This window comes from Nonomuraea montanisoli, assembly GCF_013363975.1.
Classification (GTDB): Bacteria; Actinomycetota; Actinomycetes; order Streptosporangiales; family Streptosporangiaceae; genus Nonomuraea; species Nonomuraea montanisoli.
Genome location: NZ_JABWGN010000004.1, coordinates 110484 through 133604, shown reverse-complemented (window position 1 = coordinate 133604; position 23121 = coordinate 110484). Strand labels below are relative to the sequence as shown.

At 73.8% G+C, this 23121-nt stretch carries 20 protein-coding genes and 1 tRNA gene; 9 read left to right on the top strand and 12 right to left on the bottom strand.

All coding sequences use genetic code 11. The features are described 5' to 3' along the window. Positions 1 to 78 precede the first annotated feature (78 nt). Complete coding sequence (locus HTZ77_RS10380; RefSeq protein WP_175589299.1) at positions 79 to 645, bottom strand: PASTA domain-containing protein; 567 nt, start codon at positions 643 to 645, stop codon at positions 79 to 81. A gap of 185 nt (positions 646 to 830) precedes the next feature. On the opposite strand from HTZ77_RS10380, the gene HTZ77_RS10375 reads away from it, so the two are divergent. Further along, entirely contained in the window at positions 831 to 1619 is a 789-nt protein-coding gene (locus HTZ77_RS10375) for a helix-turn-helix domain-containing protein (protein ID WP_205302478.1), read from the top strand. 43 nt (positions 1620 to 1662) lie between these two features. Here HTZ77_RS10375 and HTZ77_RS10370 read toward each other — a convergent pair whose 3' ends face one another. The 4 genes from HTZ77_RS10370 to selD all read right to left on the bottom strand — a co-directional run bounded on the left by HTZ77_RS10370 (position 1663) and on the right by selD (position 5509). Continuing rightward, positions 1663 to 2313 carry an HAD family hydrolase gene (locus tag HTZ77_RS10370; RefSeq protein ID WP_175589297.1) on the bottom strand — a complete coding sequence of 217 codons (651 nt, stop codon included), beginning with the start codon at positions 2311 to 2313 and terminating at the stop codon, positions 1663 to 1665. 17 nt (positions 2314 to 2330) lie between these two features. Next, entirely contained in the window at positions 2331 to 3260 is a 930-nt protein-coding gene (locus HTZ77_RS10365) for an AraC family transcriptional regulator (protein ID WP_175589296.1), read from the bottom strand. A gap of 8 nt (positions 3261 to 3268) precedes the next feature. Further along, positions 3269 to 4192, bottom strand: coding sequence for an NADP-dependent oxidoreductase (locus HTZ77_RS10360; RefSeq protein ID WP_175589295.1), 924 nt, complete (start codon positions 4190 to 4192; stop codon positions 3269 to 3271). Between the two features lie 195 nt (positions 4193 to 4387). Then, positions 4388 to 5509, bottom strand: a complete 1122-nt coding sequence (gene selD, locus HTZ77_RS10355; RefSeq protein WP_175589294.1) for a selenide, water dikinase SelD — start codon at positions 5507 to 5509, stop codon at positions 4388 to 4390. A gap of 73 nt (positions 5510 to 5582) precedes the next feature. Between selD and HTZ77_RS10350 the strand changes: the two genes are divergently transcribed. From HTZ77_RS10350 to HTZ77_RS10340, 3 genes are all read left to right on the top strand, one after another. Next, positions 5583 to 5676, top strand: a tRNA-Sec gene (locus tag HTZ77_RS10350). Between the two features lie 13 nt (positions 5677 to 5689). Further along, the gene (selA, locus tag HTZ77_RS10345) at positions 5690 to 7033 is read left to right on the top strand and encodes an L-seryl-tRNA(Sec) selenium transferase (protein WP_175589293.1); all 1344 of its coding nucleotides are present in this window, start codon (positions 5690 to 5692) and stop codon (positions 7031 to 7033) included. Next, positions 7030 to 9012 (top strand): SelB domain-containing protein, encoded by a 1983-nt coding sequence (locus tag HTZ77_RS10340; RefSeq protein WP_175589292.1) that lies wholly within the window; start codon positions 7030 to 7032, stop codon positions 9010 to 9012. Before selA ends, HTZ77_RS10340 begins: the two co-directional genes overlap by 4 nt. A 197-nt stretch (positions 9013 to 9209) precedes the next feature. Here the strand turns inward: HTZ77_RS10340 and HTZ77_RS10335 are convergent, their stop codons facing one another. From HTZ77_RS10335 to HTZ77_RS10315, 5 genes are all read right to left on the bottom strand, one after another. Then, a complete protein-coding gene (locus HTZ77_RS10335; protein ID WP_175589291.1) occupies positions 9210 to 9878 on the bottom strand; it encodes a response regulator in 669 nt (222 codons plus the stop codon). Continuing rightward, positions 9875 to 11206 (bottom strand): sensor histidine kinase, encoded by a 1332-nt coding sequence (locus tag HTZ77_RS10330; protein WP_328808513.1) that lies wholly within the window; start codon positions 11204 to 11206, stop codon positions 9875 to 9877. The genes HTZ77_RS10335 and HTZ77_RS10330 overlap by 4 nt, the downstream gene beginning before the upstream one ends. Before the next feature lie 79 nt (positions 11207 to 11285). Then, positions 11286 to 12644 (bottom strand): alpha/beta hydrolase family protein, encoded by a 1359-nt coding sequence (locus tag HTZ77_RS10325; RefSeq protein ID WP_175589290.1) that lies wholly within the window; start codon positions 12642 to 12644, stop codon positions 11286 to 11288. Between the two features lie 142 nt (positions 12645 to 12786). Beyond that, positions 12787 to 14121, bottom strand: a complete 1335-nt coding sequence (locus HTZ77_RS10320; RefSeq protein WP_175589289.1) for an MFS transporter — start codon at positions 14119 to 14121, stop codon at positions 12787 to 12789. A 92-nt stretch (positions 14122 to 14213) separates the two neighbouring features. Beyond that, positions 14214 to 14909: an aspartate/glutamate racemase family protein gene (locus HTZ77_RS10315; protein ID WP_235994536.1), complete on the bottom strand. Its 696-nt coding sequence runs from the start codon at positions 14907 to 14909 to the stop codon at positions 14214 to 14216. A gap of 78 nt (positions 14910 to 14987) precedes the next feature. Between HTZ77_RS10315 and HTZ77_RS10310 the strand changes: the two genes are divergently transcribed. Then, positions 14988 to 15917, top strand: coding sequence for a LysR family transcriptional regulator (locus HTZ77_RS10310; protein ID WP_175589288.1), 930 nt, complete (start codon positions 14988 to 14990; stop codon positions 15915 to 15917). A gap of 92 nt (positions 15918 to 16009) precedes the next feature. On the opposite strand, the gene HTZ77_RS10305 is transcribed toward HTZ77_RS10310, so the two are convergent. Then, positions 16010 to 16546: a DUF4142 domain-containing protein gene (locus tag HTZ77_RS10305; protein WP_175589287.1), complete on the bottom strand. Its 537-nt coding sequence runs from the start codon at positions 16544 to 16546 to the stop codon at positions 16010 to 16012. A gap of 207 nt (positions 16547 to 16753) precedes the next feature. Between HTZ77_RS10305 and HTZ77_RS10300 the strand changes: the two genes are divergently transcribed. Continuing rightward, positions 16754 to 18247 carry a mannitol dehydrogenase family protein gene (locus tag HTZ77_RS10300; protein ID WP_175589286.1) on the top strand — a complete coding sequence of 498 codons (1494 nt, stop codon included), beginning with the start codon at positions 16754 to 16756 and terminating at the stop codon, positions 18245 to 18247. Positions 18248 to 18255: 8 nt separating this feature from the next. On the opposite strand, the gene HTZ77_RS10295 is transcribed toward HTZ77_RS10300, so the two are convergent. Next, positions 18256 to 19659, bottom strand: a complete 1404-nt coding sequence (locus HTZ77_RS10295) for a xylulokinase (protein ID WP_175589285.1) — start codon at positions 19657 to 19659, stop codon at positions 18256 to 18258. A 167-nt stretch (positions 19660 to 19826) separates the two neighbouring features. Here HTZ77_RS10295 and HTZ77_RS10290 point away from each other — a divergent pair, with 167 nt between their 5' ends. From HTZ77_RS10290 to HTZ77_RS10280, 3 genes are read left to right on the top strand one after another with little or no spacing between them, the layout of a single operon-like run. Next, positions 19827 to 21278: an extracellular solute-binding protein gene (locus tag HTZ77_RS10290; RefSeq protein ID WP_328808512.1), complete on the top strand. Its 1452-nt coding sequence runs from the start codon at positions 19827 to 19829 to the stop codon at positions 21276 to 21278. Beyond that, entirely contained in the window at positions 21279 to 22211 is a 933-nt protein-coding gene (locus tag HTZ77_RS10285) for a carbohydrate ABC transporter permease (protein WP_175589283.1), read from the top strand. It abuts the gene before it with no gap. Next, complete coding sequence (locus HTZ77_RS10280) at positions 22208 to 23113, top strand: carbohydrate ABC transporter permease (protein ID WP_175589282.1); 906 nt, start codon at positions 22208 to 22210, stop codon at positions 23111 to 23113. Before HTZ77_RS10285 ends, HTZ77_RS10280 begins: the two co-directional genes overlap by 4 nt. Positions 23114 to 23121 lie beyond the last annotated feature (8 nt).

Here is a 23121-nt window from a genome sequence, read left to right as displayed (position 1 = left end):
CAGGGGGGCGGGCGGCACCGGATGGGGGTGGTGACGCGGCCGGCTGTCCGTGCGTGGCGTCGGTTCACGACCGGCGTCTCACGGACACGGCGTCTTCGTCGGCAGCACTCCGATCGTGAGGTCCACCGCGCTTCCCGGGGCGGCCAACGTGCCGGGGGCCGGGGTCTGGTCGGAGACGGTGTTGTTGTGGTTGCACGTCAGGTCGACGACCTTCCGCACCGTACCGACGGCGAGGCCCGCCGAGGTCAGGATCGACGTGGCCGCGGCCTTGGTCTCGTCGAGCACGTTCGGCACCCGCACCAGGTTGAGCTTCTGCCAGGTCGAACCGTTGGACCACCTGATGGTGTTCGGCGCCTGCAGTTTGGCGGTGTACGTGGCGTCGTCGGGGAAGGTGACCAGGATGGTGTCGCTGTTGATCACGACACCGGTGGCGGTCGGACGGTGCTGGGAGGACATGTCCACCGTCAGGACGTCGTTGACGTCCGAGATCACCGGCCGCGCGGACCCTCCGTCGGTGAACGTGCCGTTGACGTCGAACACCAGCGGTGTCGCCGCGGCGTTGGCGGCTCCTGCTCCTGTCACGGTCAGGGCGGTGGCCAGGGCCGCCGTCAGCACCCCTCCGAGGATCTTGTTGTGGACTCGCACGACTGCCTTCCCTCTTGGGCCCGGTCCAGACGTGAGCGGGTACGGGCCCTGATCCCCCGCGTCACGGTCGGTCACGTTCAGCATGGGAGGCTCCGCGGCCCGGCCACCATACGAGGGTCTGCGTATGCCGGAGGGCCCGGCGGCCGCATACTCTGAGGGCGGCCTCCGGGTGAAGGGACAACCTCATGGGGAGCTCGTCATCACTCAGCGATCTCGATCTGCGTACCTTGGCGGGGATCGTCAGCGAGAACCGCACGGATGTGCCGGCGCAGGGGCTGCCGCCGTCTCTGCTCAGTGACCTGATGGGCCAGATCCGCTGTGACGAACTGACCGTCGCGGGCTTCGACACGCACCGGCAGGCGTGGTGGCTGACGCAGGTCGGGCCTGGTTGCGACGAGACGACCGACGAGGGCGCCGATCTGACGCACTGGGAACACTACTGGGACTGCCGGCCCTGCAGTTACCCCGACCGCAGCGGCGACCTGCGCAGTGTCGTGACGGTCGCGGACTTCTACTCCGCCCGGCAATGGCACAGCACCGGCATGTACGGCGACTACTTCCGGCCTCTGGGGATCGAGCACGAGCTCATGCTCTGCCTGCCCGCCGGGACGCCCGGGACCGGCGGCCTCGGCCGGACCCTGCGGATATTCCTGTTCCGTGGGCCCGGCCCGGACTTCTCCGAGCGCGACCGCGCGCTGCTCACGTTGCTGCGGCCGCACCTGTACGAGGCGTACCTGGACGCCGAACGGCGCCGGCATCCCGCTCCGCGGCTCACGCCCCGGCAGTGGCAACTGCTGCACCTGCTCGCCGCGGGACACACCAACCTCCAGATCGCCCGCCGGCTGGGCGTCTCCGAAGGAACCGTGCGCAAGCACCTGGAGAATGCCTACCGGCGGCTGCAGGTCTCCAACCGCATGGACGCGGTCACCCGCGCGTTCCCGAAGGGAGCCTCCGGTCCGTGCCCGCACCCGTAGCGGTGCTGATCCGCCTTGCGGCGGATGATCTCGGCTGAATCGGTCAGGTCGGTGCGAGGAGCGCCGGGAGTTCGCGCATGTCGGCGAAGACCGTGGTGTTCGGTCCGTCGAGCCGTTCCGCGGGGGTGAGCCCGCCGGCGTAGCCGAGAGCGCGCATGCCGGCCGCGCGGGCCGCCTGGATCCCGTAGGTGCTGTCCTCGACGACGACGCAGGCCGCGGGGTGGACGCCCATCCGCTCGGCGGCGTGCAGGAACAGGTCGGGGGCCGGTTTGCCGTGGGAGACCTCGCTCGCGCTGAAGATGCGGCCCTCGAAGTACGGGTGGATCCCGGTGCGGCCCAGGGTGCGGCGCATCGTCTCGTGGCTGCCGCCAGAGGCGACGCAGCCGGGAACGGTGAGGGTGTCGAGGACGTCGAGGATGCCGTCGACCGGGGTGAGCTCGGCATCGACGGCCGCGCGGTGCAGGTGCTCGAATCTCTCCTGCCAGAGCGCGGCCCGGCTCGGCCCCACCCGGGCGGTGATCTGTTCTGCGTTGGAGACGGGCGACCGGCCGATGAACTTCTCGATCACCTCGGCTTCGGTCAGCGGCCAGCCCAGCTCGGCGCCCACCGCGACGTGGAGGCGCACGGCTATGCGTTCGCTGTCGACGAGTACGCCGTCGCAGTCGAAGATGACGAGTTCAACCGGAGCGATCATCCGGAGAGCCTATTCCGTCAGGCGGCCCTGGCCTGGCGGCGGTAGCCGCCGGGGGCGATGCCGTACTCCCGCTTGAACGCCCTGGCCAGCGCGAACTCCGTGCTGTAGCCCGTACGGGCGGCGACGGTGAGCAGCGGGACGTCGGAGTCGCGCAGCAGCTTGGCGGCCAGCGTCATGCGCCATCGGGTCAGGTACGCCATGGGCGGCTCGCCGACCAGGGTGGTGAACCTCCTGGCGAAGGCGGCGCGGGAGAGCCCGGACCGTACGGCCAGCGACTCCACCGTCCACGCGGCCGACGGAGTGTCGTGGATGGCCGCCAGCGCCGGGGCGACCGCCGGGTCGCGGAGCGCGGCGGACCAGCCTTCGGCCTCGGCGGGCTGGTCCTCCAGCCAGGCGCGCAGGATGTACAGCAGCAGCGAGTCGATCAGCGCCGGCACGATGCCTTCCGAGCCGATACGCGGATGGTCCAGCTCCGCGCCGAGAAGCTGGACCGCGGCGCTCAGCTCGGCATGGCGGCCGTGACGGGTGCGCAGGTGGACCACCTCGGGAAGCTGCCGCACCACGGGATGCGGCCTGGCCATGTCGAGATGGTAGTTGCCGCACAACAGGCTGGTGCGCGGGCCGCCGCCGCCGAGCACGACCGCCCCGATCGGCGGAGCCTTGGTGAAGCGCTCCGGTCCCGGCACCTCGCCCGGAGTGCTGGGGTGGTCGGCCAGGACGTGGCGGGAGCCGCTGCGCAGGAACACCACGTCGCCGACGCCCAACGGGATCGGCTCCCGGTGCGGGGCGTCCACGGGGACGAGCCAGCACGAGCCGTGCAGCACCACGTGGAAGCCGACGCCCGCGGCGGGCGGCAACCGCAGCCCCCACGGTGCGTGACCGTCGGTGCGGACCGAGGTGGGACGCCCGGTCCGCATCGACTCCAGCGCTTCGGCGAGGATGTCCATGTCCTGCTTTATACCGTCAGGACGAGCTTTCCCCGGACCTGGCCTCCCTCCAGCACCTCGTGCGCCTTCCCGGCCTCCTCCAGCGGGAAGGTCTCCTGGACGTGCGGGCGGATCGCGCCGGCGTCGACCAGCGTGGCGATGGCCTCCAGCGCCGCGTAGTCGGGCTCGACCGACACCCCCGCGAAGCGCCGCCCGGCGGCCTCCACCCGCGCGGCGAGCTTCGCGTTCGCGTGCTCCATGATGCTGACCAGCATCCCGCCGGGCCTGAGCACCGCCAGCGAGCTCTCCCCCTGCGCGTTGGAGTCGAGGACGACGTCCACGTCGCGGACCACCTCGGTGAAGTCGGTCACCTGGTAGTCGATCACCTCGTCGGCGCCGAGAGAGCGGACGAACTCGTGCTTGCCCGCGCTGGCCAGCGCGATCACGTGCGCGCCGCGGGCCTTGGCGATCTGCACCGCCAGATGCCCGACCCCGCCCGCGGCCCGGTGGACCAGCACCCGGTCACCCGCCTTGACGTCCGCCGCGTCCACCAGTCCCTGCCACGCGGTGAGCCCGGCCAGGGGGAGGGCCGCGGCCTGGACGTGGTCGAGGGTGACGGGCTTGCGGGCCACCTGGCGGGAGGGCGTGGCCACGTACTCGGCGTAGCCGGTCGCGGCGCGGGGGAAGAACGGCATGCCGTACACCTCGTCGCCCACCTTGTACCGGGCGCCGGGCGCGGCCTCCTCCACCACTCCGGAGATGTCCCAGCCGACGCCGAACGGCGGCTGACCCAGGAGCGGATAGGCGCCGGACCTCACGGCGGCGTCGATCGGGTTCACCCCGCTGGCCCACACCCGGACCAGGACCTCGCCGGACAGCGGCTCGGGGCGCTCGGTCTCGGCGACGCGCAGCACCTCGGGGCCGCCGAAAGAAGTCTGGATGACAGCACGCATGGGGGACGCTCCTCAGTGATTCGGTTCAATCGATCACGGTCAACCGTACGAACGGCGCGCGATGCGGAGAATGGCCGGCTGTCTTCGCCGCATACCCCGGCGTCTCACGCGGTCGTGGACGCCCGCCGCATACCCCCGCGTCCCGCTCTGTCGCGGGCGCCCGTCGCATACACGGGCGCCCGCCGTGGCACGCGGTCAGCGCAGCCGCAGGTGCGGCCCCTCGAACGGGACCAGCTCGCCGACGACCGGCGCACCGGGGATCTCACCGGCCACCAGCAGGCCGCCCGACGTCTGGGCGTCGGCGAGCAGCAGCAGCTCGTCCTCCCCGAAACGGCCCGGGTCGAGCCGGGGCCGCACCCAGTCGAGGTTGCGGCGGGTGCCGCCGCTCACGTACCCGTCGCGCAGCGCCTCCCGGGCTCCCTCCAGGTACGGCACCGCGGCCACGTCCACCACCGCCGTCACCCGGCCGGCCCGGGCCAGCTTGTAGAGGTGCCCGAGCAGGCCGAACCCGGTCACGTCCGTGGCGCACTCCGCACCGGCGGCCAGGGCGGCCCGGGACGCGTCGCGGTTCAGTGCCGTCATCACGGCGACCGCCTGCTCGAACACCTCACCCGTGGCCTTGTGCCGCGCGTTCAGCACCCCGACGCCGAGCGGCTTGCTCAGCGACAGCGGCAGCCCGGGCCGCGCCGCGTCGAGGCGCAGCAGCCGCGCCGGGTCGGCCAGGCCGGTGACCGCCATGCCGTACTTCGGCTCCGGGTCGTCCACGCTGTGACCGCCCGCGACGTGACAGCCCGCCGAGCGCGCCACGTCCAGGCCGCCGCGCAAGACCTCCGCGGCCAGCTCCAGCGGCAGCCGCCCGCGCGGCCAGCCCAGCAGGTTCACGGCCACCAGGGGCTCGCCGCCGACGGCGTACACGTCGGACAGCGCGTTGGCCGCCGCGACCCGCCCCCAGTCGTACGGGTCGTCCAGCACGGGCGTGAAGAAGTCGGCGGTCGCCACCACGGCCCGGCCGCCGTCGAGGCGCACCACGGCGGCGTCGTCCCCGTCGTCCAGCCCGACGAGCAGCTCCCCGGCCGCGCCCGGCGATGCGGACGGCCCGGCCGCGCCCGGCGCGCCGGACGGCCTGGTCAGGGAGGACGAGCCGGTCGGGGAGGACGAGCCGGTCAGGGCGGCGACGACGGACTCCAGCTCGCCCGGCGGGATCTTGCAGGCGCAGCCGCCGCCGTGCGCGTACGCCGTCAGCCGGACCCGCTCCCGCTCCCGCTCTCGCTCCGGCTCCGGCTCCGGCGGGACCGTGGACGTCGCGCTCTCACTCACTCCGGCCTCACAACTGGGCTCCGTGTCGGTGTGCCGCCTCGACCTCTACCCGTCCGCGGGTAGGTTCTCCCCTGGAGGCGTCTGGGCGCCTGGTGGCCCCCGCGGTCTTCAAAACCGACGAGGCCGAGGTCCTCGGCCTGGCGGGTTCGATTCCCGTCCGCCTCCGCTTATGTTCGGAGAGTGGACCCGCGAAGGCGTGTGCCCCGCACCGACGCCGTGCTCGCCGACCCGCGCCTGGCCGAGGCCGCCGCGCGGCTGGGCCGTACGGTCGTCAAGGAGGCGGTGGCGCGGGCCCAGGAGCGGGCGCGCCGCGGCGAGATCGGTCCCGAGGAGGTGGCCGGCGCGGCCGTGGCGGCGCTCCCGGCACGGGCGGCCGGCCTGCGCCCGGTGATCAACGCGACCGGCGTCCTGATCCACACCAACCTCGGCCGGGCGCCGCTGTCGGCCGCGGCGGTCGAGGCGATGACGGCCGCGGCCGGGGCCGCCGACGTGGAGTTCGACCTGGCGGCGGGCGGCCGGGCGCGGCGCGGCCGGGGTGCGCTGGAGGCGCTCGCCGCCGCCGTGCCGCGGGCCGCGGACGTCCACGTCGTCAACAACAACGCCGCCGCGCTCGTCCTGGCGGCCACCGCGCTGGCCGCCGGACGCGAGATCGTCGTCAGCAGGGGCGAGCTGGTGGAGATCGGCGACGGTTTCCGCATCCCCGACCTGCTCGTCTCCACCGGGGCGAGGCTGCGCGAGGTCGGCACCACCAACCGCACCACGGCCGGCGACTACGCCCGCGCCGTGGGCCCGGAGACCGGGTTCGTGCTCAAGATCCACCCGTCGAACTACCGGATCGAGGGCTTCACCGGCTCGGCCGAGGTGCCGGAGCTGACCGGGCTCGGCGTGCCCGTCGTCGTGGACATCGGCTCCGGGCTGCTCGCCCGCGAGCCCCTGCTGCCCGCCGAGCCCGACGCCGCCGGCACGCTCGCGGCCGGCGCCGACCTGGTGACGGCCAGCGGCGACAAGCTGCTCGGCGGGCCGCAGGCGGGGCTACTCCTCGGCCGGGCCGACCTGGTGGAGCGGTGCAGGCGGCATCCGCTCGCCCGGGCGCTGCGGGTCGACAAGCTGACGCTCGCCGCGCTGGAGGCGACGCTGCGCGGTCCCGCGCCGCCGGTCGTGGAGGCGCTGCGGGCGGATCCGGCGGCGCTGGCGGAACGCGCGGCGGCCCTGGCGGCGCGGCTGGCCGCCGCGGGGGTGGACGTCCGGGCGGTGCCCAGCGCCGCCGCCGTGGGCGGGGGAGGGGCGCCGGGCGTGACCCTGCCGAGCGCCGCGGTGAGCCTGCCGGAGCGGCTCGCGGCCGCGCTGCGCACGGGCGAGCCGCCGGTCGTGGGCCGGGTCGAGGGCGGACGCCTGCTGCTGGACCTGCGCGCGGTCCCGCCGGAGCGCGACGACGACCTCGTACGGGCGGTGCTGGCTCGTGAACCCGCCCGGCCCGTGCCGGTGGCCTCGGAGGCGTCCGGGCGGCAGGGGGCGGCGGAATGACGCACGTGGTCGCCACCGCGGGGCATGTCGATCACGGCAAGTCCACCCTCGTGCGGGCGCTCACCGGGATGGAGCCCGACCGGCTGGAGGAGGAGCGGCGGCGCGGGCTCACGATCGAGCTCGGCTACGCCTGGACGGCGCTGCCCTCGGGGGAGCGCCTGGCGTTCGTGGACGTGCCGGGCCACGAACGGTTCCTGGCCACGATGCTGGCGGGGGTCGGGCCGGTGCCGGCCGTGATGTTCGTGGTGGCGGCCGACGAGGGGTGGATGCCGCAGTCGGAGGAGCACCTGGTCGCCCTGGAGGCCCTGCGGGTACGGCACGGCGTGCTCGTGGTGACCCGGGCGGACCTGGCCGACCCGCGGCCGGCCGCGGAGCGGGCCCGGGACCGGCTGCGCCAAGCCGGGCTGGGCGGGGCGGAGACCGTCGTCGTGAGCGGGCGCACGGGGCAGGGGCTCGACGGGTTGCGGGCGGCGCTGGACCGGCTGGTGGCCGCGCTGCCGCCGCCCGATCCGTCCGCTCCGGTACGGCTGTGGGTGGATCGCGCGTTCAGCGTGACCGGCAGCGGCACGGTCGTGACCGGCACGCTGCCCGCCGGCACGGTCGCGGTGGGCGACGAGCTGCTGCTGGCCGGCGAGCCGGTGCGGGTCAGGGCGCTGGAGTCGCTGAAGGAGCCGAGGGAGAGGGTGTCCGCGGTCGCCAGGGTGGCGGTGAACCTGCGCGGCCACGCCGTTCCGGAGCGGGGCCAGGCGCTGGTCACGCCGGGCCGGTGGACGTACACGGACTTGGTGGACGTCCTGGTGTCCCCGGTGGGCGGGCATCCGGGCGAGGAGCGGCGCCCGGAGGCGGAGGACGGGCGCGCGGACGACGGGCGCGCGGAGGACGGGCGTGCGGAAGGGGAGCCGCGGGGGGCGCTCGGGAGGTTGCCCGGGCGGTTGACCGTTCACGTGGGCTCGGCCGCGGTCACGTGCGAGGTGCGGCCCCTCGGCGGGTCCTTCGCGCGGCTGAGGCCGGCCCTGCCGCTGCCGCTCCGCCTCGGGGACGTGCTGCTCCTGCGCGACCCCGGCCGCGACCCGGGGCGCGACCGGGCCGAGGTGCGGGTGCTCGCCGGCGCGACGGTCCTCGACGTGCGCCCCGCGCCGCTGAGCCGCAGAGGCGCCGCCCGGCGACGGGCAGCGCTCCTGGAGACGGCCCTCCGGGAGACGGCTCACCTGGAGACGGCTCACCTGGAGACGGCCCTCCAGGAGGCGGCCGTCCAGGACGGGCTGGGGGCGGCGTTCGCCCTGCGCCTGCACGGGCTGCTGCGCGCCGCCGACCTGCGCGCCATGGGCGTCGAACCCCCCGCACGCGAAACCGCCGAGCCCCCCGGGCCCGTGTGCGGTGACTGGTACGCCGATCCCCGGCTGTGGGAGGAGCACGGGCGGCGGCTGGCGGACGTCGTGCGACGGCACGCCCTCGACAACCCCCTGGAGCCCGGCATGCCCGTCGAGGCCGCCCGGCACGAGCTGGGCCTGCCCGACCGGCGGCTGGTCGTCGCACTCGTACGGCCGCCCCTCACGCTCGCCGCGGGCCGGATCGCCGCCGGGCCCGCGGGGCTGCCGCCGCCGGTGGCCGGGGCGGTCGAGCGGTTGAGGCGTGAGCTGGCGGCGCGGCCCTTCCACGCGCCCGAGGCGGCCCGGCTGGCCGAGCTGGGGCTGGGCGCGCGGGAGCTGGCCGCGGCCGCGCGCGCCGGCGCGCTGCTGCGCGTGGGTGAGGGCGTGGTGCTGCTCCCGGGGGCCGACGAGCGGGCGGCCGAGGTCCTGGGGCGCCTGCCACAGCCGTTCACGGTCAGCGAGGCCAGGCAGGCCCTCGGCACGAGCCGCCGGGTGGCCGTCCCGCTGCTCGAACACCTCGACCGGGCCGGGCTCACCGAGCGGCTGGACGACGTGCGGCGCCGGCTGGTGGAACGCGGCCGGCCGCCGTACGCCAACCGCCGAACGTAGCTGTAGCGACGAGGGAGCGGCGCGCAGGTACGTGCTCGACCCGCACGGCATGCTGTCCCGGTGAGGCGTCCGGCCAGGTGCCCGGCGTCGCGGATGGCGGGACGGCCGGCCCCGCCACCCGCGGCGCACGTCCGCGCCCGGAGGCTCAGCCCGGTGAGTCAGCCCGGTGAGTCAACCCGGGAGCTCAGCCCGGTGGGTCAACCCGGCCGCCGGTCCGGGGTGACGAGCCCGCTCTCGTAGGCGTAGACGACGGCCTGGGCGCGCCCGCGCAGGCCCAGCTTGGCCAGGATCCGGTTGACGTGCGTCTTCACCGTCGCCTCGGCCAGCCCCAGCTCCGCGGCGATCTCCGGGTTCGACAGGCCGCGCGCCACGTGGAGGAGCACCTCGTGTTCCCGCGCGGTGAGCCCGTCCGCGTCCGGCCGGGGCGTGCCGTCCGGCAGGTGTACGGCGAAGCGCTCCAGCAGACGGCGCGTCGTGCTGGGCGCCACCACGGCGTCGCCCGCGTGCACCGACCGGACGGCGCTGAACAGGTCCGCCGCCGGAGCGTCCTTGAGCAGGAAGCCCGAGGCGCCCGCCCTGATCGCCGCGAAGGCGTACTCGTCCAGGTCGAACGTCGTCAGGATGAGCACCTTCGGCGTCGCCGCCGTGGCGCCGGACCGGATGCGCCGGGTCGCCTCGACGCCGTCCATGCCCGGCATGCGCACGTCCATGAGCACCACGTCGGCCTCGACCTCGCGCACCGTCTCGACCGCCGCCGCGCCGTCCGCGGCCTCCCCGACCAGCTCGACGTCCGGCTGCGAGCGCAGGACGAGCCGCAACCCGGCCCGGACGAGTTCCTGGTCGTCCACCAGCACGACCCGGATCACGACGACGCCTCGCACACGTCGCCGCGAGCCCCCGATTCCTCCCGGACGCTCTCGCACCGGTCGCTGTCGAGACGGTCGCTGTCGAATCGGTCGCCGCCGAGACGGTCGCTGTCGAATCGGTCGGCGCCGAGACCGTCGCTGTCGAGACGGGCGCCGTCGAGGGCGTCGTCCGGCGCGACCGGGAGGCGGGCCGACACGCGGAAGCCGCCACCGGGCAGGGGCGCCGCCTCGACCGTCCCGCCGTACATCGCCGCCCTCTCGCGCATGCCGGTCAGCCCGTGGCCGCCCCCGGTCGTCAGCGTGGCCGCGCCCCGGCCGTCGTCGGTGACGTCGAGCGCGACCTCGCCGGGGCCGAAGCGGAGCTCGACCCGGGCCCGCGTGCCGGGCCCGCCGTGCTTGAGCGCGTTGGTCAGCGCCTCCTGGACGATCCGGTAGACCGCCAGCTCCTGCCCCTCGGGCAGGTCCGGGGGCGTCCCGTGGACCGTGAGGGCGGCCGGCAGCCCGGACGCGCGGGACCGCTCGACGAGCTCGCCGAGCCGTGACAGGCCGGGCTGCGGAGCCCGCGGCTCGCCCGCGCCGGACTCGTCGCGCAGCACGCTCACCAGCCGTCGCATCTCGGCCAGCGCCCGCCGGCCCGTCGTGGAGATGGTCGCCAGCGCGTCCTGGGCCAGGTCGGGCTCGCGCGCGACGGCGTACCCGGCGCCCTCGGCGTGCAGCACGATGACGCTCACGTGGTGGGCGACCACGTCGTGCAGCTCGCGCGCGATGCGCGCCCGCTCGGCCGCGGCCGCGATGACGGCCTGCTGGCCGCGTTCGCGTTCGGCCTGCTCCGCCCGCTCCATCAGGCTCGCCACGTACCGGCGGCGCGTGGCGGCGTGGATCCCGGCGATCCAGATCGCGACCACGAACACCGAGAACGCGGCGTACTCCTTGACCAGCACCCCCAAGGGCGCGCCCGGCCGCGCCACCAGGAGCAGGACGCCCAGCTCGGCGACCGCGCCGGCGGCGACGGCCCAGGGGAGGGGACGCCACGCGGCCACCCGGTACATCGCGATCAGCACGCTCAGGTTGGCGGCGAGCAGGTCGGCGCCCGCCGCCCACTGCGCGAAGCTCACCGCCGCCGTGACCGCGAAGACGGCGATCGGAGCGCGGCGCAGCCGAAGCAGCGGCGCGAGCAGGGCCGCGTGCAGGGCGAGGACCGCCCACAGCGGCGCCGCCGAGCCGGCGTACGCCACCTGGATCACGCACAGCGGCAGCAGCGCCGCGAGAAGGAGGACGTCCTTCGACGCGCTGAGGCGCGCCGTCCGGGCGCGGGTTCGGGGGAGCACCCGACCAACGATAGGGATCGGCCTCCCGGCCCGGTTCCGCCCCGGGGCGGAACTTCCCGTACACCCCAGGGTGGAGACGTCAGGGGATCAGCTTGACCTCCGGGTACGCCCGGCTCGGCCCGTCGAAGAGCGGCGTGCGCCGTCCCCGCAGGTGCAGGTCGAAGAACGCGGTGAGGTAGGCGCGCTGGGCGGCGACGGAGCGTTCCGGGTCGATGGTGCCGATGGTCTCGGCGATGGGCAGGCCCTTCAGCTTGCCGGCGAGCTGGGGGTAGATCGCCTGCAGGTCGAAGAAGGAGAAGTGCTGGGCGCCGGTGAGGCGCGCCTCGCGCTTCCAGCCGGTGGAGGCGTTCCAGAAGGACTTCCAGGTGGGCTCGCTGTCGCGGGTGGTCGTCTCCCCGGCCACCTGGAGGAACGGGCGGGTGACGCCGAGCGTCGCGGCCGGTCCGAGCATGATGCCGTCGAGGTTGGCGCCCGCGTCGACGCGCGGGTCGTCGCGCATGAGCTGGGCGGCCGTGGCGCCGCCCATGGAGTGGCCGAACGCGCCGACGCGCGACAGGTCCAGCGCGCCCGCCAGCCCGGCCGGCAGCGGCCCGCGTCCGGCGGGGCCGCCCGCATGACCGGGGCCGCCCGCGTCACCGGGGCCGCCCGCGCGGTTCAGGCGCGCCAGCTCGTCGAGGACGAACCTCAGGTCCGCCACCCTGGCCTCCAGCAGGACCTTGAAGAGCTTCGCCTGGTCCTCCTCCGTCTTCACCGGCGGCAGCTTGGAGCGCTCGACCCGGCCGCCCGGGAACTCGACCTGGTCCGGCTCGTGGGTGTGGTCCACGGTGACGACGGCGTAGCCGCGGGCGGCCAGCTCCTCGGCCAGGACGGTGCTGAGCGTGCGCGGGGCCTCGAAACCCGGCGAGAACAGCACGACCGGCAGCCGGCCCGCGCCCCGGTCGGCGGGAGCTCCGGCGCGGGCGTGGGTCCTGGTCGCCGCCCAGTCCACCTGGCCCGGCTTGACGCCGAGGTCGGAGGCGGTGTCCCGGTCGAAGCCGGCCGCGGCGAGCGGCGGCATCTGCGGCGCCAGGGGGAGCCCGTCCGAGCGGCGGGCGGGGTACCAGACGCTCACCATGAGCTCCCGGTACGGCTGCGAGGTCACCAGCGGGTCGGGCCGGGAACGGTCCACCAGGCGCAGGGCGACGGTCCCGATCGGGCGCCGTAGGGTGGGCGCGGGCAGCGAGAACCTGATGGCGGAGGCCGCCTCGGCTCCTGCCGCCGTCGTGGCCACCACGGTCGCGGCCGCCGAGGCAGTGGCCGTCGACGCCGGGGCCGCCGACACAGGGACCGTCGACACCGGGGCCGCCGACGCCGGGGCCGCGGGCGCGGCCAGCAGGGTGACGGCGAGCCCCAGGCCGGCGGCGGCTCGGGCTCCGGGGGCGCGCGTGAACGCTGACATGAAGGATCTCCTCGTAGGGGTTTCGGTGTCCTACGAGGAGCCTTCCAGCGATCTTCGCGGTACGGCTCGTGCGCCGGGACGAACCGTGGATGCCCCTGCGGGTTGACCGTGGACGATCATCAACCTCAGGGTTGACCCGTCGTCACGCCCGGCTGGCGCCGTAGGCCGCGTCGTCCGAGATGTCGATCTTCGACCGGTCCGGCAGAGCCAGGGTGGCCGCCAGCCCGACCACCGCGCCGACGATCATGAAGATGGAGATCGCCTGCCAGCCGTGGTCGTGCAGCAGCCACGTCGCGATCAGCGGGGCCGGGCCGCCCGCGACGATCGAGGCGAGCTGGTAGCCGAGCCCCGCGCCGCCGTACCGCAGACCGGTCGGGAAGCTCTCGGCGATGAGCGACGCCTGCGGGCCGTACAGCATCGAGTGCTGGAGCTGCACGACGACGATCGTGATCAGGATGACCGCCGCGACGCCGGTGTTCAGCAGCGCGTAGTACGGGAACGCGATGATCGCGAGCACGATCGCCCCGAGCGCGTAGAGGCGGCGGCGCCCGACGTGGTCGCTGAGATGGCCGAAGTACGGGATCGCGACCAGCTCGATGGTCGCCGCGCAGGTGACCGCGGCGAACGCGAACGTCTTCGACATCCCGATGGCCGGTGCGGTGATGTAGGTGATGACGAACGTCGTGAAGAGGTAGAACGGCATCTGCTCGGGGATCCGCAGCAGCGCGCTGAGCACGACCTCCTTCGGGTGCCGCTTCAGCACCTCGACCACGGGCAGCTTGGCCACCTGCCGGTTCTGCAGCACCCGCGAGAACAGCGGCGTCTCCATCACCCGCAGCCGCACCCAGAGCCCGACGGCCACGAGCACGAGGCTGAGCAGGAACGGCACGCGCCAGCCCCAGTCCTTGAACGCGTCGCCCGCCACGGCGGCCAGCAGCGACATGGCGCCCGTGCCGAGGATCAGGCCGATCGGCACGCCGATCTGCGGCCAGCTCGCCATCAGGCCGCGCCGGCGCTGGTCGCCCCACTCCATGGACAGCAGCACCGAGCCGCTCCACTCGCCGCCCACCGCGATGCCCTGCAGGATGCGCAGGACGACGAGCAGGATGGGCGCGGCCACGCCGATGGTGGCGGTGCCCGGCAGCAGGCCGATCAGCGCGCTGGAGAGGCCCATCATGACCAGCGTCACGATCAGCGTCGCCTTGCGCCCGATGCGGTCGCCCCAGTGCCCGAAGATGGCGGCGCCGATCGGGCGGGCCACGAACCCCACCGCGTACGTGGCGAACGCCGACAGGGTGCCCGCGTAGGGCGAGGACTTGGGGAAGAACACCTCGGCGAAGACCGTCGCCGCCGCGGTGCCGTACAGGAAGAAGTCGTACCATTCGATGGCGGTGCCGACGACGCTGGCCGTGGCCGCCTTCCGGATCTGCGATCGCTGTTCCTCGGCTGACAGTCCGTGATTGCTGCTCTCGGCCATCACCGCGCCTCCTCAGGCCGGTCCCTAGCGTCCCGTACCCAGGAAGAGCGCGCCCCATGTTCGTTTGGTGGGATCGTTGCGACACGTCCGGTTTAGCCGTGCATGGCCAGGTCGACGGCCGTCTCGACATGGATGCGGGTGGAGTCGAACACCGGCAACGGGCTGTGCTCCGGCCCGATCAGCAGGGTGATCTCGGTGCATCCGAGGATCACCGCCTGGGCGCCTCGCTCCGCGAGCCCGGCGATGACGCGCCGGTACTCCTCGCGGGAGGAGCTCTCGATCCGGTTGCGCGTGAGCTCCTGATAGATCACGTCGTGGACGAGCGTGCGGTCCGGTTCGTCCGGCACCACGATCTCCACGCCGTGCCGGCGCATGCGCGAGCGGTAGAAGTCCATCTCCATCGTGAAACGGGTGGCCAGCAGCCCGACCGTGGTGAGGCCCGCGGCGGCGACGCGGCGCGCGGTGGCGTCGACGAGGTGCACGAAGGGCACGTCGATCGCCGCCTCGATCCGGTCGGCCACCTGGTGCATGGTGTTCGTGCACAGCAGCACCATGTCCGCGCCCGCCCGCTGCAGGCTCCGGGCCGACTCGGCGAGCAGCAGCCCGGCCCGTTCCCACTCCCCGCCGCGCTGCATGGCCTCGATCTCGGCGAAGTCGACGGTCAGCAGCACGCTCCTGGCGCAGTGGTGCCCGCCCAGCCGCCGCCGCGCCTCCTCGTTCAGCAGCCGGTAGTACTCGGCGGAGGATTCCCAGCTCATGCCGCCGATCAGCCCGATGGTTCGCATCATGGGCCCCAAGCGTGCCGGGCCACTCAGCTCATAGGTAGTCCTGGCTTTCTTGGCTGACCGCCAAGTCATACTTATGGGATGGACGTCCAGCGGCTGCTGATCTTCCGGGAGATCGCCCGTGCCCGGTCGATCGGCGGCGCGGCCCGCTCGCTCGGCTGGACCCAGCCGGCGGTCAGCCAGCACCTGCGCCACCTCGAACGCCAGGCGGGCACCCCCCTGGTGCTGCGCCGGCCCCGTGGCGTCCAGCTCACGGAGGCGGGACAGGCGCTGCTCCGTCACGCCGACGCCATCGCCGCCCGCGTCCAGGCCGCGACCGAAGAGCTCGAGGCGCTGGTCCAGCTCCGCGCGGGCACCGTGCGGCTGGCCGCCTTCCCGTCGGCGGGCGCGACCGTGGTCCCCGCCGCGATGAGCCTGCTCGCCGGGCGGCATCCCCATCTCGACGTACGGCTGCGCGAGGCCGAGCCTCCGCAGGCCCTGGACCTGCTCGCCGCCGGGGACGTGGACGTCGCCCTGACCTTCGCCCACGCCGGAGAGACGCCGGCCGGCACCGAGGAGATGGTGCGGGTGCCGATCGGCCAGGACCCGCTGCGGCTCGTGCTGCCCCGATCCCATCCGTGCGCGGAACCGGCGGACGTGCCGCTGCATCTGGGGGAGCTGGCGCAGGAGAAATGGGCCGGAGGGTGCGAACGGTGCACAGCCCACCTTCGCCAGGCGTGCGAGGCGGCGGGTTTCGCCCCGGACATCCGCCACGGCACCGACGACTACGTGCTGACGCAGGCGCTCATCGCCCGCGGACTGGCCGTCGGGCTGCTTCCCCAGCTCGCGCTCGACGCGGCCCGCGACCCGGGCGTCGCCGTGCGCCCGGCCGCGGGGGTGCGGCCGAGAGTCCTGTACCTGCTTCACCATCGCGAGGCCGACCAGATCCCCGCCGTGCGCGGCGCCCTGGGTGCTCTGACCGACATCGCCGCCCGCGCCTGCCGGGCCGAGCACGCGGCGCCGCCGGGCTGAGCGACTGCGAACCGGGGCGACCGGCGACGGCTCGGGCCCGCCCGCGCGCGGCCCGCCGTCCGGCGGTCCCGGGCCGCGCGCGGGCCGGGTCCTCACTTCTCGGCTTGCAGCAGCTCGTCCAGGTGCTTGCGGATGACCGGCGCGGCGGCCTGGGCGAGCTCCTTGACCGCCGGCGACGAGCCGTCGCGGAGCTCCTGCTCGCCCAGCCGGAGCGCCTGGCGGTGGCCCGCGATCATCGCGGTGAGCCAGGCCCGGTCGAAGGCGCGGCCGTGCATCCGGGAGATGTGCCTGAGCATCATCCGGTCCTTCCTGGCGGCCCGGTCCGGCAGCGTCACGTCCAGGCGGTCGGCGACCTCCTTCACCGCCTCGTCCAGCCGGGTGTGGTCGGTGACGAGCACGGCCCCGATCGAGCGGACGGCGTCGTCCGCCCCCTTGACCCGGGCGACCCGGCCGGCGGCGATCTCGGCGAGGTTGCCCTGATGGGCCAGCCGAAGGAACTTCCTGTCCTGCTTGGAGACCTCGGCCTGCCCGGACACGGGCGGCCCGCCCAGCGCCGACACAGGCGGTCCGCCCAGCAGGGCCATCGCGGCGACCGCGGCGGCGCCGGCGAACGCGACACGCAGAGACATGACTACCCCCGTACATGAGCGGGACGGCTGACCCGTCCCCCGTGAGCGCTTCCCGGCGGATTCCGACATATCCGGATTAAGGCACAGAAAGTAGCGTTCAGCGACCATTCAATTACTCGACGTGACGAGGAGGGGTGCGTTTGAAGCCCCCCGAGCAGGCCATGCTCAGTCTGGAGGGGGAGCGGGGCCACCGAAGGGGAGTGCGCCATGACCGTGACGGCACTGACACAGTGGACGCTGGCGAGCCTGCCGCGGCAGGTCGCGGTCCCGGGCTACGACCGCTCCGTGCTCACCGCCGGCATCGTCCACTTCGGCGTGGGCGGGTTCCACCGCGCGCACCAGGCGATGTACCTCGACCGGCTGATGAACGCCGGTCTGGCGCACGACTGGGCGATCTGCGGCGTCGGCGTCCTGCCCGGGGACGCGCGGATGCGCGACGCCCTCACCGCCCAGGACGGGCTCTACACGCTCGTGCTCAAGCACCCGGACGGCACCCGCGAGGCCCGCGTCATCGGCTCGATCATCGACTACCTCTTCGCCCCCGACGACCCGGAGGCGGTGATCGAGAGGATGGCCGGCCCGGCCGTGCGCGTCGTCTCGCTCACCGTCACCGAGGGCGGCTACAACTTCCACCCCGTCACCGGCGAGTTCGACCGGGACAACCCCGTCATCCGCGCGGACGCCGCGCCCGGCGCGGTCCCGGCCACCGTGTTCGGGCTCGTCACCGAGGCCCTGCGGCGCCGCCGCGAGCGCGGGGTCCCGCCGTTCACGATCATGTCCTGCGACAACATCCAGGGCAACGGCGACGTGGCCCGCCGCACGTTCACGGCGTTCGCCCGGCTGCGCGACCCCGCCCTCGCGGCCTGGATGGAGGACGAGGTCGCCTTCCCCAACTCCATGGTCGACCGCATCACCCCGGTCACCACGGACGAGGACCGCGAGAGCGTGGCGCGGCAGTTCGGAGTGGGCGACGCCTGGCCGGTCGTCTGCGAACCGTTCACGCAGTGGGCGCTGGAGGACCGCTTCCCGGCCGGGCGGCCGCCGCTGGAGGAGGCCGGGGTGCAGGTCGTCGCCGACGTGGAGCCGTACGAGCTGATGAAGCTGCGCCTGCTCAACGCCGGGCACCAGGCGCTGTGCTACTTCGGCCACCTGATGGGCCACCGGTACGTCCACGAGGCCGCGAGCGAGCCGGCGATCGCGGCGTTCCTCCTCGGCTACATGGACGCCGAGGCCACGCCCACGCTGCGTCCGGTGCCCGGCGTCGACCTGGACGCCTACAAGCGCACCCTCATCGAGCGCTTCTCCAACCCCGAGGTGCGCGACACGGTCGCGCGGCTGTGCGCCGAGTCGTCGGACCGGATCCCGAAGTGGCTGCTGCCCGTCGTGCGCGAGCGGCTGGCCGCGGGCGGCGCGGTCGGCCGCGCGGCGGCCGTGGTCGCGAGCTGGGCCCGCTACGCCGAGGGCGTGGACGAGCGGGGCGAGCCGATCACGGTCGTGGACCGGCTGGCCGACCGGCTGACGGCCATCGCCCGGACCCAGCGCGAACGGCCCACGGCCTTCATCGAGAACCGCGAGCTGTTCGGCGACCTGGCCGACGACAAGCGGTTCGTGGAGCCGTACCTGCGGGCGCTCGCGTCGCTGCACGCGCGCGGGGCCCGCGCCACCGTGGAGGAGCTCGCCGAGCGGGGCGAGGTGTCATAACCAGGCCCTCAAAGGGCCGCATACCGGGCGTACTGGTGGCGGATGACCGGCCGATGGTCGGGCGGCGGCTCGGCCGCGACGGACAGCGGCCAGCGCGGGCGCGCCTCCGCCAGCACCCAGGCCGCCTGGGCGGCCGCCCCGTCCGCCACGTACTCGCCCGGCCTCGGCACCACCACGGGCGGCTCGAACGTCTGGGCGGCGATCCGCTGCACGGCGGCGTTCTGCGCCGCCCCGCCGATGAGCAGCACGCGGTCGGCCTCCACCCCCTGCCCGCGGATGGCGTCGAGGCCGTCGGCCAGCCCGCACAGCATGCCCTCGAAGGCCGCGCGGGCCAGGGCCGGCCGGGTCGCCGACGCCAGCGTCAGCCCGAAGAGCGTGGCCGTGGCGTCGGGCAGGTTCGGCGTGCGCTCCCCTTCGAAGTACGGCTGGAGCACCACGCCGCCGGCGCCGGGAGGGGCGTCGAGGGCGAGCAGGCCGAGCTCCTCGTGGGTGACGTCGAGCAGGCCCGCCACCGCGTCGAGGACGCGGGCCGCGTTCAGGGTGGCGATCAGCGGCAGGAACTGGCCGGTGGCGTCCGCGAACCCGGCGACGGTGCCCGTCTCGTCCCGCGTCGGATGGCCGGTGACCGCGAAGACGGTGCCGCTCGTGCCGATGGACACGACGACGTCGCCGCGGGCCGCGTCGAGGCCGAGCGCCGCCGCGGCGTTGTCGCCGGCGCCCGGGCCGACGGCGATCGGCGTCCCGGCGACCGTGCCCGCCCGCTCGGCGGGCCCCAGCACCCGCGGCAGCACCGCCGGGTGTCCCAGGGCCAGTTCCAGCAGCTCCTCGTCGTATGCCCCGGTGAACGGGCTCCAGTACGCCGTGCCGCTCGCGTCCGACCGGTCCGTGACCAGCTCGCCCAGCTCCGGGCCGAGCGGGCCGGCCCCGGCCGGGCCGAAGCCGCGCAGCCGCCAGGTCAGCCAGTCGTGCGGCAGCGCCACGGCGGCCACCTTGGCGGCGTTGCCCGGCTCGTGGTCGCGCAGCCAGCGCAGCTTGGCCGCGGTGAACGAGGCGACGGGCACCGTGCCCGTCCGCTTGGCGTAGACCTCCGCCCCCACCTCGCGCACGAGGTCGCCCGCCGCGCCGGCCGAGCGCGTGTCGTTCCACATCAGCGCCGGCCGGACCACGTGCCCGGCGGAGTCGAGCGCGATGAGGCCGTGCTGCTGGCCGGCGACCGAGATCGCGGCGACCCCGTCGAGGCCGCCCGCGCGGGCGATAGCCGCGCGCATGGCCTCCCACCAGCGCACAGGATCCACCTCCGTGCCCGGCGGGTGCCCGGCCCGGCCGGAGCGGACCGGCGCGCCGGAGTCGGCGTCCCGGATCACGACCTTGCAGTTCTGGGTCGACGAGTCGACGCCCGCGACGAGTGTCATGGCAGCCCCACTCGCTGAGCCTACGAGGCGCTGACCGGCCAGAACCCACCCGAAAAGCAAAGATCTCATATTAAATGCGAGAAAATCTCACATATGCGTTTACATCGGCATTTATGCAAGATAAACCGGCCTCATTGCCCTTACCTGTCGCACCATGGGAGGGGACAGTGGACCGGAACCCGCTCGGACCCAGCAGGCGCGACGTCCTGCGCGGCGCGCTGGCCGCGGGAGCCGCGGTCACCCTCTCCGGCTGCGGAGCGCAGGCCGACGCGCCCCACGTCGTCACCGTGGACCAGTGGCGCCAGTTCAAGGGCGCCACCCTCAACTTCATCTCGGAGAACACCGCTCCGACCGCGGCCATCGCGGCCAACACGCGCCCGTTCACCGACCTGACCGGCATCACCATCAACATCGTCACCCTGGAGCTGACCGCGCTCGTCCAGCGGGTGGCCCTGGACCTGGCCTCCGGCCACGCCCAGTACCAGGTGATCTACGCCGACCCGTACCAGGTGCTGGCCCCGTACCAGCGGGGACTGGTGGACCTGCGCACGATGCAGGCCGACCCGAACCTGCCCCACCTGCCCGGCGGCATCGCGGACTTCATCCCCGCCCAGATGGACGCCGCCGGCCGCTTCGTCGACCCGAACGCGTACTACACCCTGCCCTACGACGCCCCGACGATGATCTGGCAGTACCGGCGCGACCTGTTCGACAAGTACCACGACCGCATGGCCAACGACCTCGGCTTCGACCCCACCCCGAGCGGCGAGCGGACCTGGGACGAGTACTACAGGATCGCGAACTGGTTCAACAAGCACGCCGGCTCGGACGTCAAGTACGGCACCGGCCATCAGGCCCGCCAGCACGACTCGCTGATGAACGACTTCAGCAACGTGCTGTGGTCCTACGGCGGCGCCTACTTCGACAACGGCAAGGAGGTCGGCCGGATCGGCTCGCGCGACCCCGGGCCCTGCCGGCTCGACTCCGACGCAGCGATCGCCGGCGCCGAGTTCTACCAGAAGCTGCTGGCCATCGCCGACCCCGCCTCCACCACCTGGGACTGGGACGGCGTGGGCGCCGCGTTCCGCGCCGGCCGGCTGGCGATGTGCCCGAACTGGCACGAGTTCGCCGCCAGCAACGAGCAGGTGATGCCCGGCAAGACCGGCTACTCGCCGCTGCCCAGGGGGCCGGTGGCCACGGCCAACATGTACGGTGGCACCGGTGTCGGCATCAGCGGCAATACCCGGCCCCACGAGCGCGGCGCCGCCTGGCTGTTCATCGTCTGGGCCACCTCGCCCCAGACGCAGCTCGCCAACCTCAAGAGCAAGGCCGGCGGCGGCACCCCCACCCGCACCTCCGTGTACGAGCTGCCCGAGGTGCGCGCCGCCGAGAAGCGGCCCTCGCCGATGCCCAACATGCTCACGGCCGCCGCGGTCCGCCAGGCGTGGGAGCCCGACAAGATCGGTCTGCGGCCCAAGATCCCGATGTGGAACGAGTGCAACACCGCGATCTTCACCCAGCTCTCGCGCATGCTCACCGGCGGGGCCACGCCGCCGGACGCGATGCGCACGATCAAGGCGCGGGTGGACCAGATCGTGGCCCGAGGGTGGGTGGCCTAGATGACGCACGCAGCCGACCACTCGCCGGTGCTCGAACGAGCCCGGCCCGAGACCGCCAAGCCCCGGGAGCCGCGCATCGGCTTCGAGGGCGCGATGATGACCCCCGGCCTGATCCTGCTGGCCGCGCTGTCCATCGTGCCGTTCCTCGCCCTGATCGCCATGAGCTTCTCCCACGTCCGGCTGCTCGGCGGGGTGAGCCTCGACCTGGTGGGCCTGCGCAACTGGGCCCGCTTCTTCACCGACGCCGACATGTGGATGTCGTGGCTGCGGACGATCGTCTACTTCGTCCTGACCGTCGGCCTGGAGATGGTCCTCGGCGTGGCCGTCGCGCTGTGCCTGTACCGGGTGCTGCGCGGCCGCAATCTGCTGCTCGGCCTGCTGCTGCTGCCCATGTTCGTGGCGCCGTCGATCGTCGGCCTGCTGGGCCGCTATCTGACCGACTCGACCTTCGGCCTGTACGCGTGGGTGCTGCGCTCGGTCGGCTACAGCGGCGACATCCTGGGCAGCCCGATCAGCGCGTTCGCCGCGGTGGTGTTCATGGACGTGTGGGAGTGGACCCCGCTGATCGCCCTGATCACCCTCGCCGGCCTGTCCAGCGTGCCGCAGTCGGTGCGCGAGGCCGCCGCCGTGGACGGGGCCCCGGGCTGGATGACGCTGCGCTACATCGTGTTCCCGGCGATCTCCAACGTGCTGCTCGTCGCGCTGCTCATCCGCTCCATGGACGCGATCCGGTACTTCGACATCATCTGGGTCACCACCAACGGCGGCCCCGCCGACGCCACCAAGATCGTCCCGGTGCGGCTGTACGAGACCGCGTTCCGCTTCTTCGACCTCGGCTACGCCGCCGCCATCGGGCTGGCGATGCTGGCCTTCTCGATCTTCATCGCCCGTACCTTCGTCCGGCTGCTGGACGTGAGGGGGTTGACCCGATGAGCGCCACCGAAGCAGTGCCGCGCCACCCGCCGGTGAGCGCCGCCCCGCGCGGCACCCCGCAGTCGCCGCTGGAGGAGACCGGGCGCGGCACCCGCTGGGCCGTGTGGGTGATCCTCGCCCTGTTCATGCTGTGGACGCTGGTGCCGCTGGTGTGGATGCTGATGTCGTCGTTCAAGAACCGCACCGACGTCACCGCGGCCACGCCCCAGGCGCTGTTCCAGCCGACCCTGGACAACTACCGGGGCCTGTTCTCCGGGCCGAACAACCTCACGCCCTACATCTGGCACAGCGTGCTGGCCGCCGGGATCTCCGCGGTGCTCGCCGTCTGCCTGGGCTCGCTCGCCGGGTACGGGCTGGCCCGCACCGCGATGCGCGGCAAGAGACACCTGGCCTTCTGGATCATCTCGACCCGCATGGCGCCCATCGCGGCGGTCGTGGTGCCGCTGTTCATCATCTTCCGCGGGCTCAACCTCATCGACACGATCCCGGGGCTGGTGCTGGCGTACCTGACGTTCAACCTGCCGTTCGCCATCTGGCTGATGAGCGCGTTCTTCGCCGAGGTGCCGCCGTCGCTGGAGGAGTCGGCGCTGGTCGCCGGCTGCACCCGCTGGCAGGCGTTCTGGACGGTCATCCTGCCGCTCACCAAGGCCGGCCTGGTCACCACGTTCATCCTGTGCCTCGTCTTCGCCTGGAACGACTACGCCTTCGCCGTCGTCTTCTCCGGGCCGAACTCCCAGACGCTGCCCATCGCCGCCTCGCAGCTCGTCACCCAGACGGGCGTCGACTGGGGCCAGCTCACCGCGATCGGCACGATCGTGGTCGTGCCGATGATGCTCGCCGGGCTCGCCGTGCGCCGCTGGCTGGTCACCGGCCTGACGCTCGGCGCGGTCACCGGGGAGTAGGAGCGGGC

Coding starts and splice junctions, on each gene's coding strand:
- HTZ77_RS10325 (WP_175589290.1), bottom strand. CDS start 12,644: ATGTCAGCGTTCACGCGCGCCCCCGGAGCCCGAGCCGCCGCCGGCCTG.
- HTZ77_RS10310 (WP_175589288.1), top strand. CDS start 14,988: ATGGACGTCCAGCGGCTGCTGATCTTCCGGGAGATCGCCCGTGCCCGG.
- HTZ77_RS10370 (WP_175589297.1), bottom strand. CDS start 2,313: ATGATCGCTCCGGTTGAACTCGTCATCTTCGACTGCGACGGCGTACTC.
- HTZ77_RS10375 (WP_205302478.1), top strand. CDS start 831: ATGGGGAGCTCGTCATCACTCAGCGATCTCGATCTGCGTACCTTGGCG.
- HTZ77_RS10315 (WP_235994536.1), bottom strand. CDS start 14,909: ATGATGCGAACCATCGGGCTGATCGGCGGCATGAGCTGGGAATCCTCC.
- HTZ77_RS10365 (WP_175589296.1), bottom strand. CDS start 3,260: ATGGACATCCTCGCCGAAGCGCTGGAGTCGATGCGGACCGGGCGTCCC.
- HTZ77_RS10285 (WP_175589283.1), top strand. CDS start 21,279: ATGACGCACGCAGCCGACCACTCGCCGGTGCTCGAACGAGCCCGGCCC.
- HTZ77_RS10295 (WP_175589285.1), bottom strand. CDS start 19,659: ATGACACTCGTCGCGGGCGTCGACTCGTCGACCCAGAACTGCAAGGTC.
- HTZ77_RS10300 (WP_175589286.1), top strand. CDS start 16,754: ATGACCGTGACGGCACTGACACAGTGGACGCTGGCGAGCCTGCCGCGG.
- HTZ77_RS10320 (WP_175589289.1), bottom strand. CDS start 14,121: ATGGCCGAGAGCAGCAATCACGGACTGTCAGCCGAGGAACAGCGATCG.
- HTZ77_RS10340 (WP_175589292.1), top strand. CDS start 7,030: ATGACGCACGTGGTCGCCACCGCGGGGCATGTCGATCACGGCAAGTCC.
- HTZ77_RS10305 (WP_175589287.1), bottom strand. CDS start 16,546: ATGTCTCTGCGTGTCGCGTTCGCCGGCGCCGCCGCGGTCGCCGCGATG.
- HTZ77_RS10280 (WP_175589282.1), top strand. CDS start 22,208: ATGAGCGCCACCGAAGCAGTGCCGCGCCACCCGCCGGTGAGCGCCGCC.
- HTZ77_RS10360 (WP_175589295.1), bottom strand. CDS start 4,192: ATGCGTGCTGTCATCCAGACTTCTTTCGGCGGCCCCGAGGTGCTGCGC.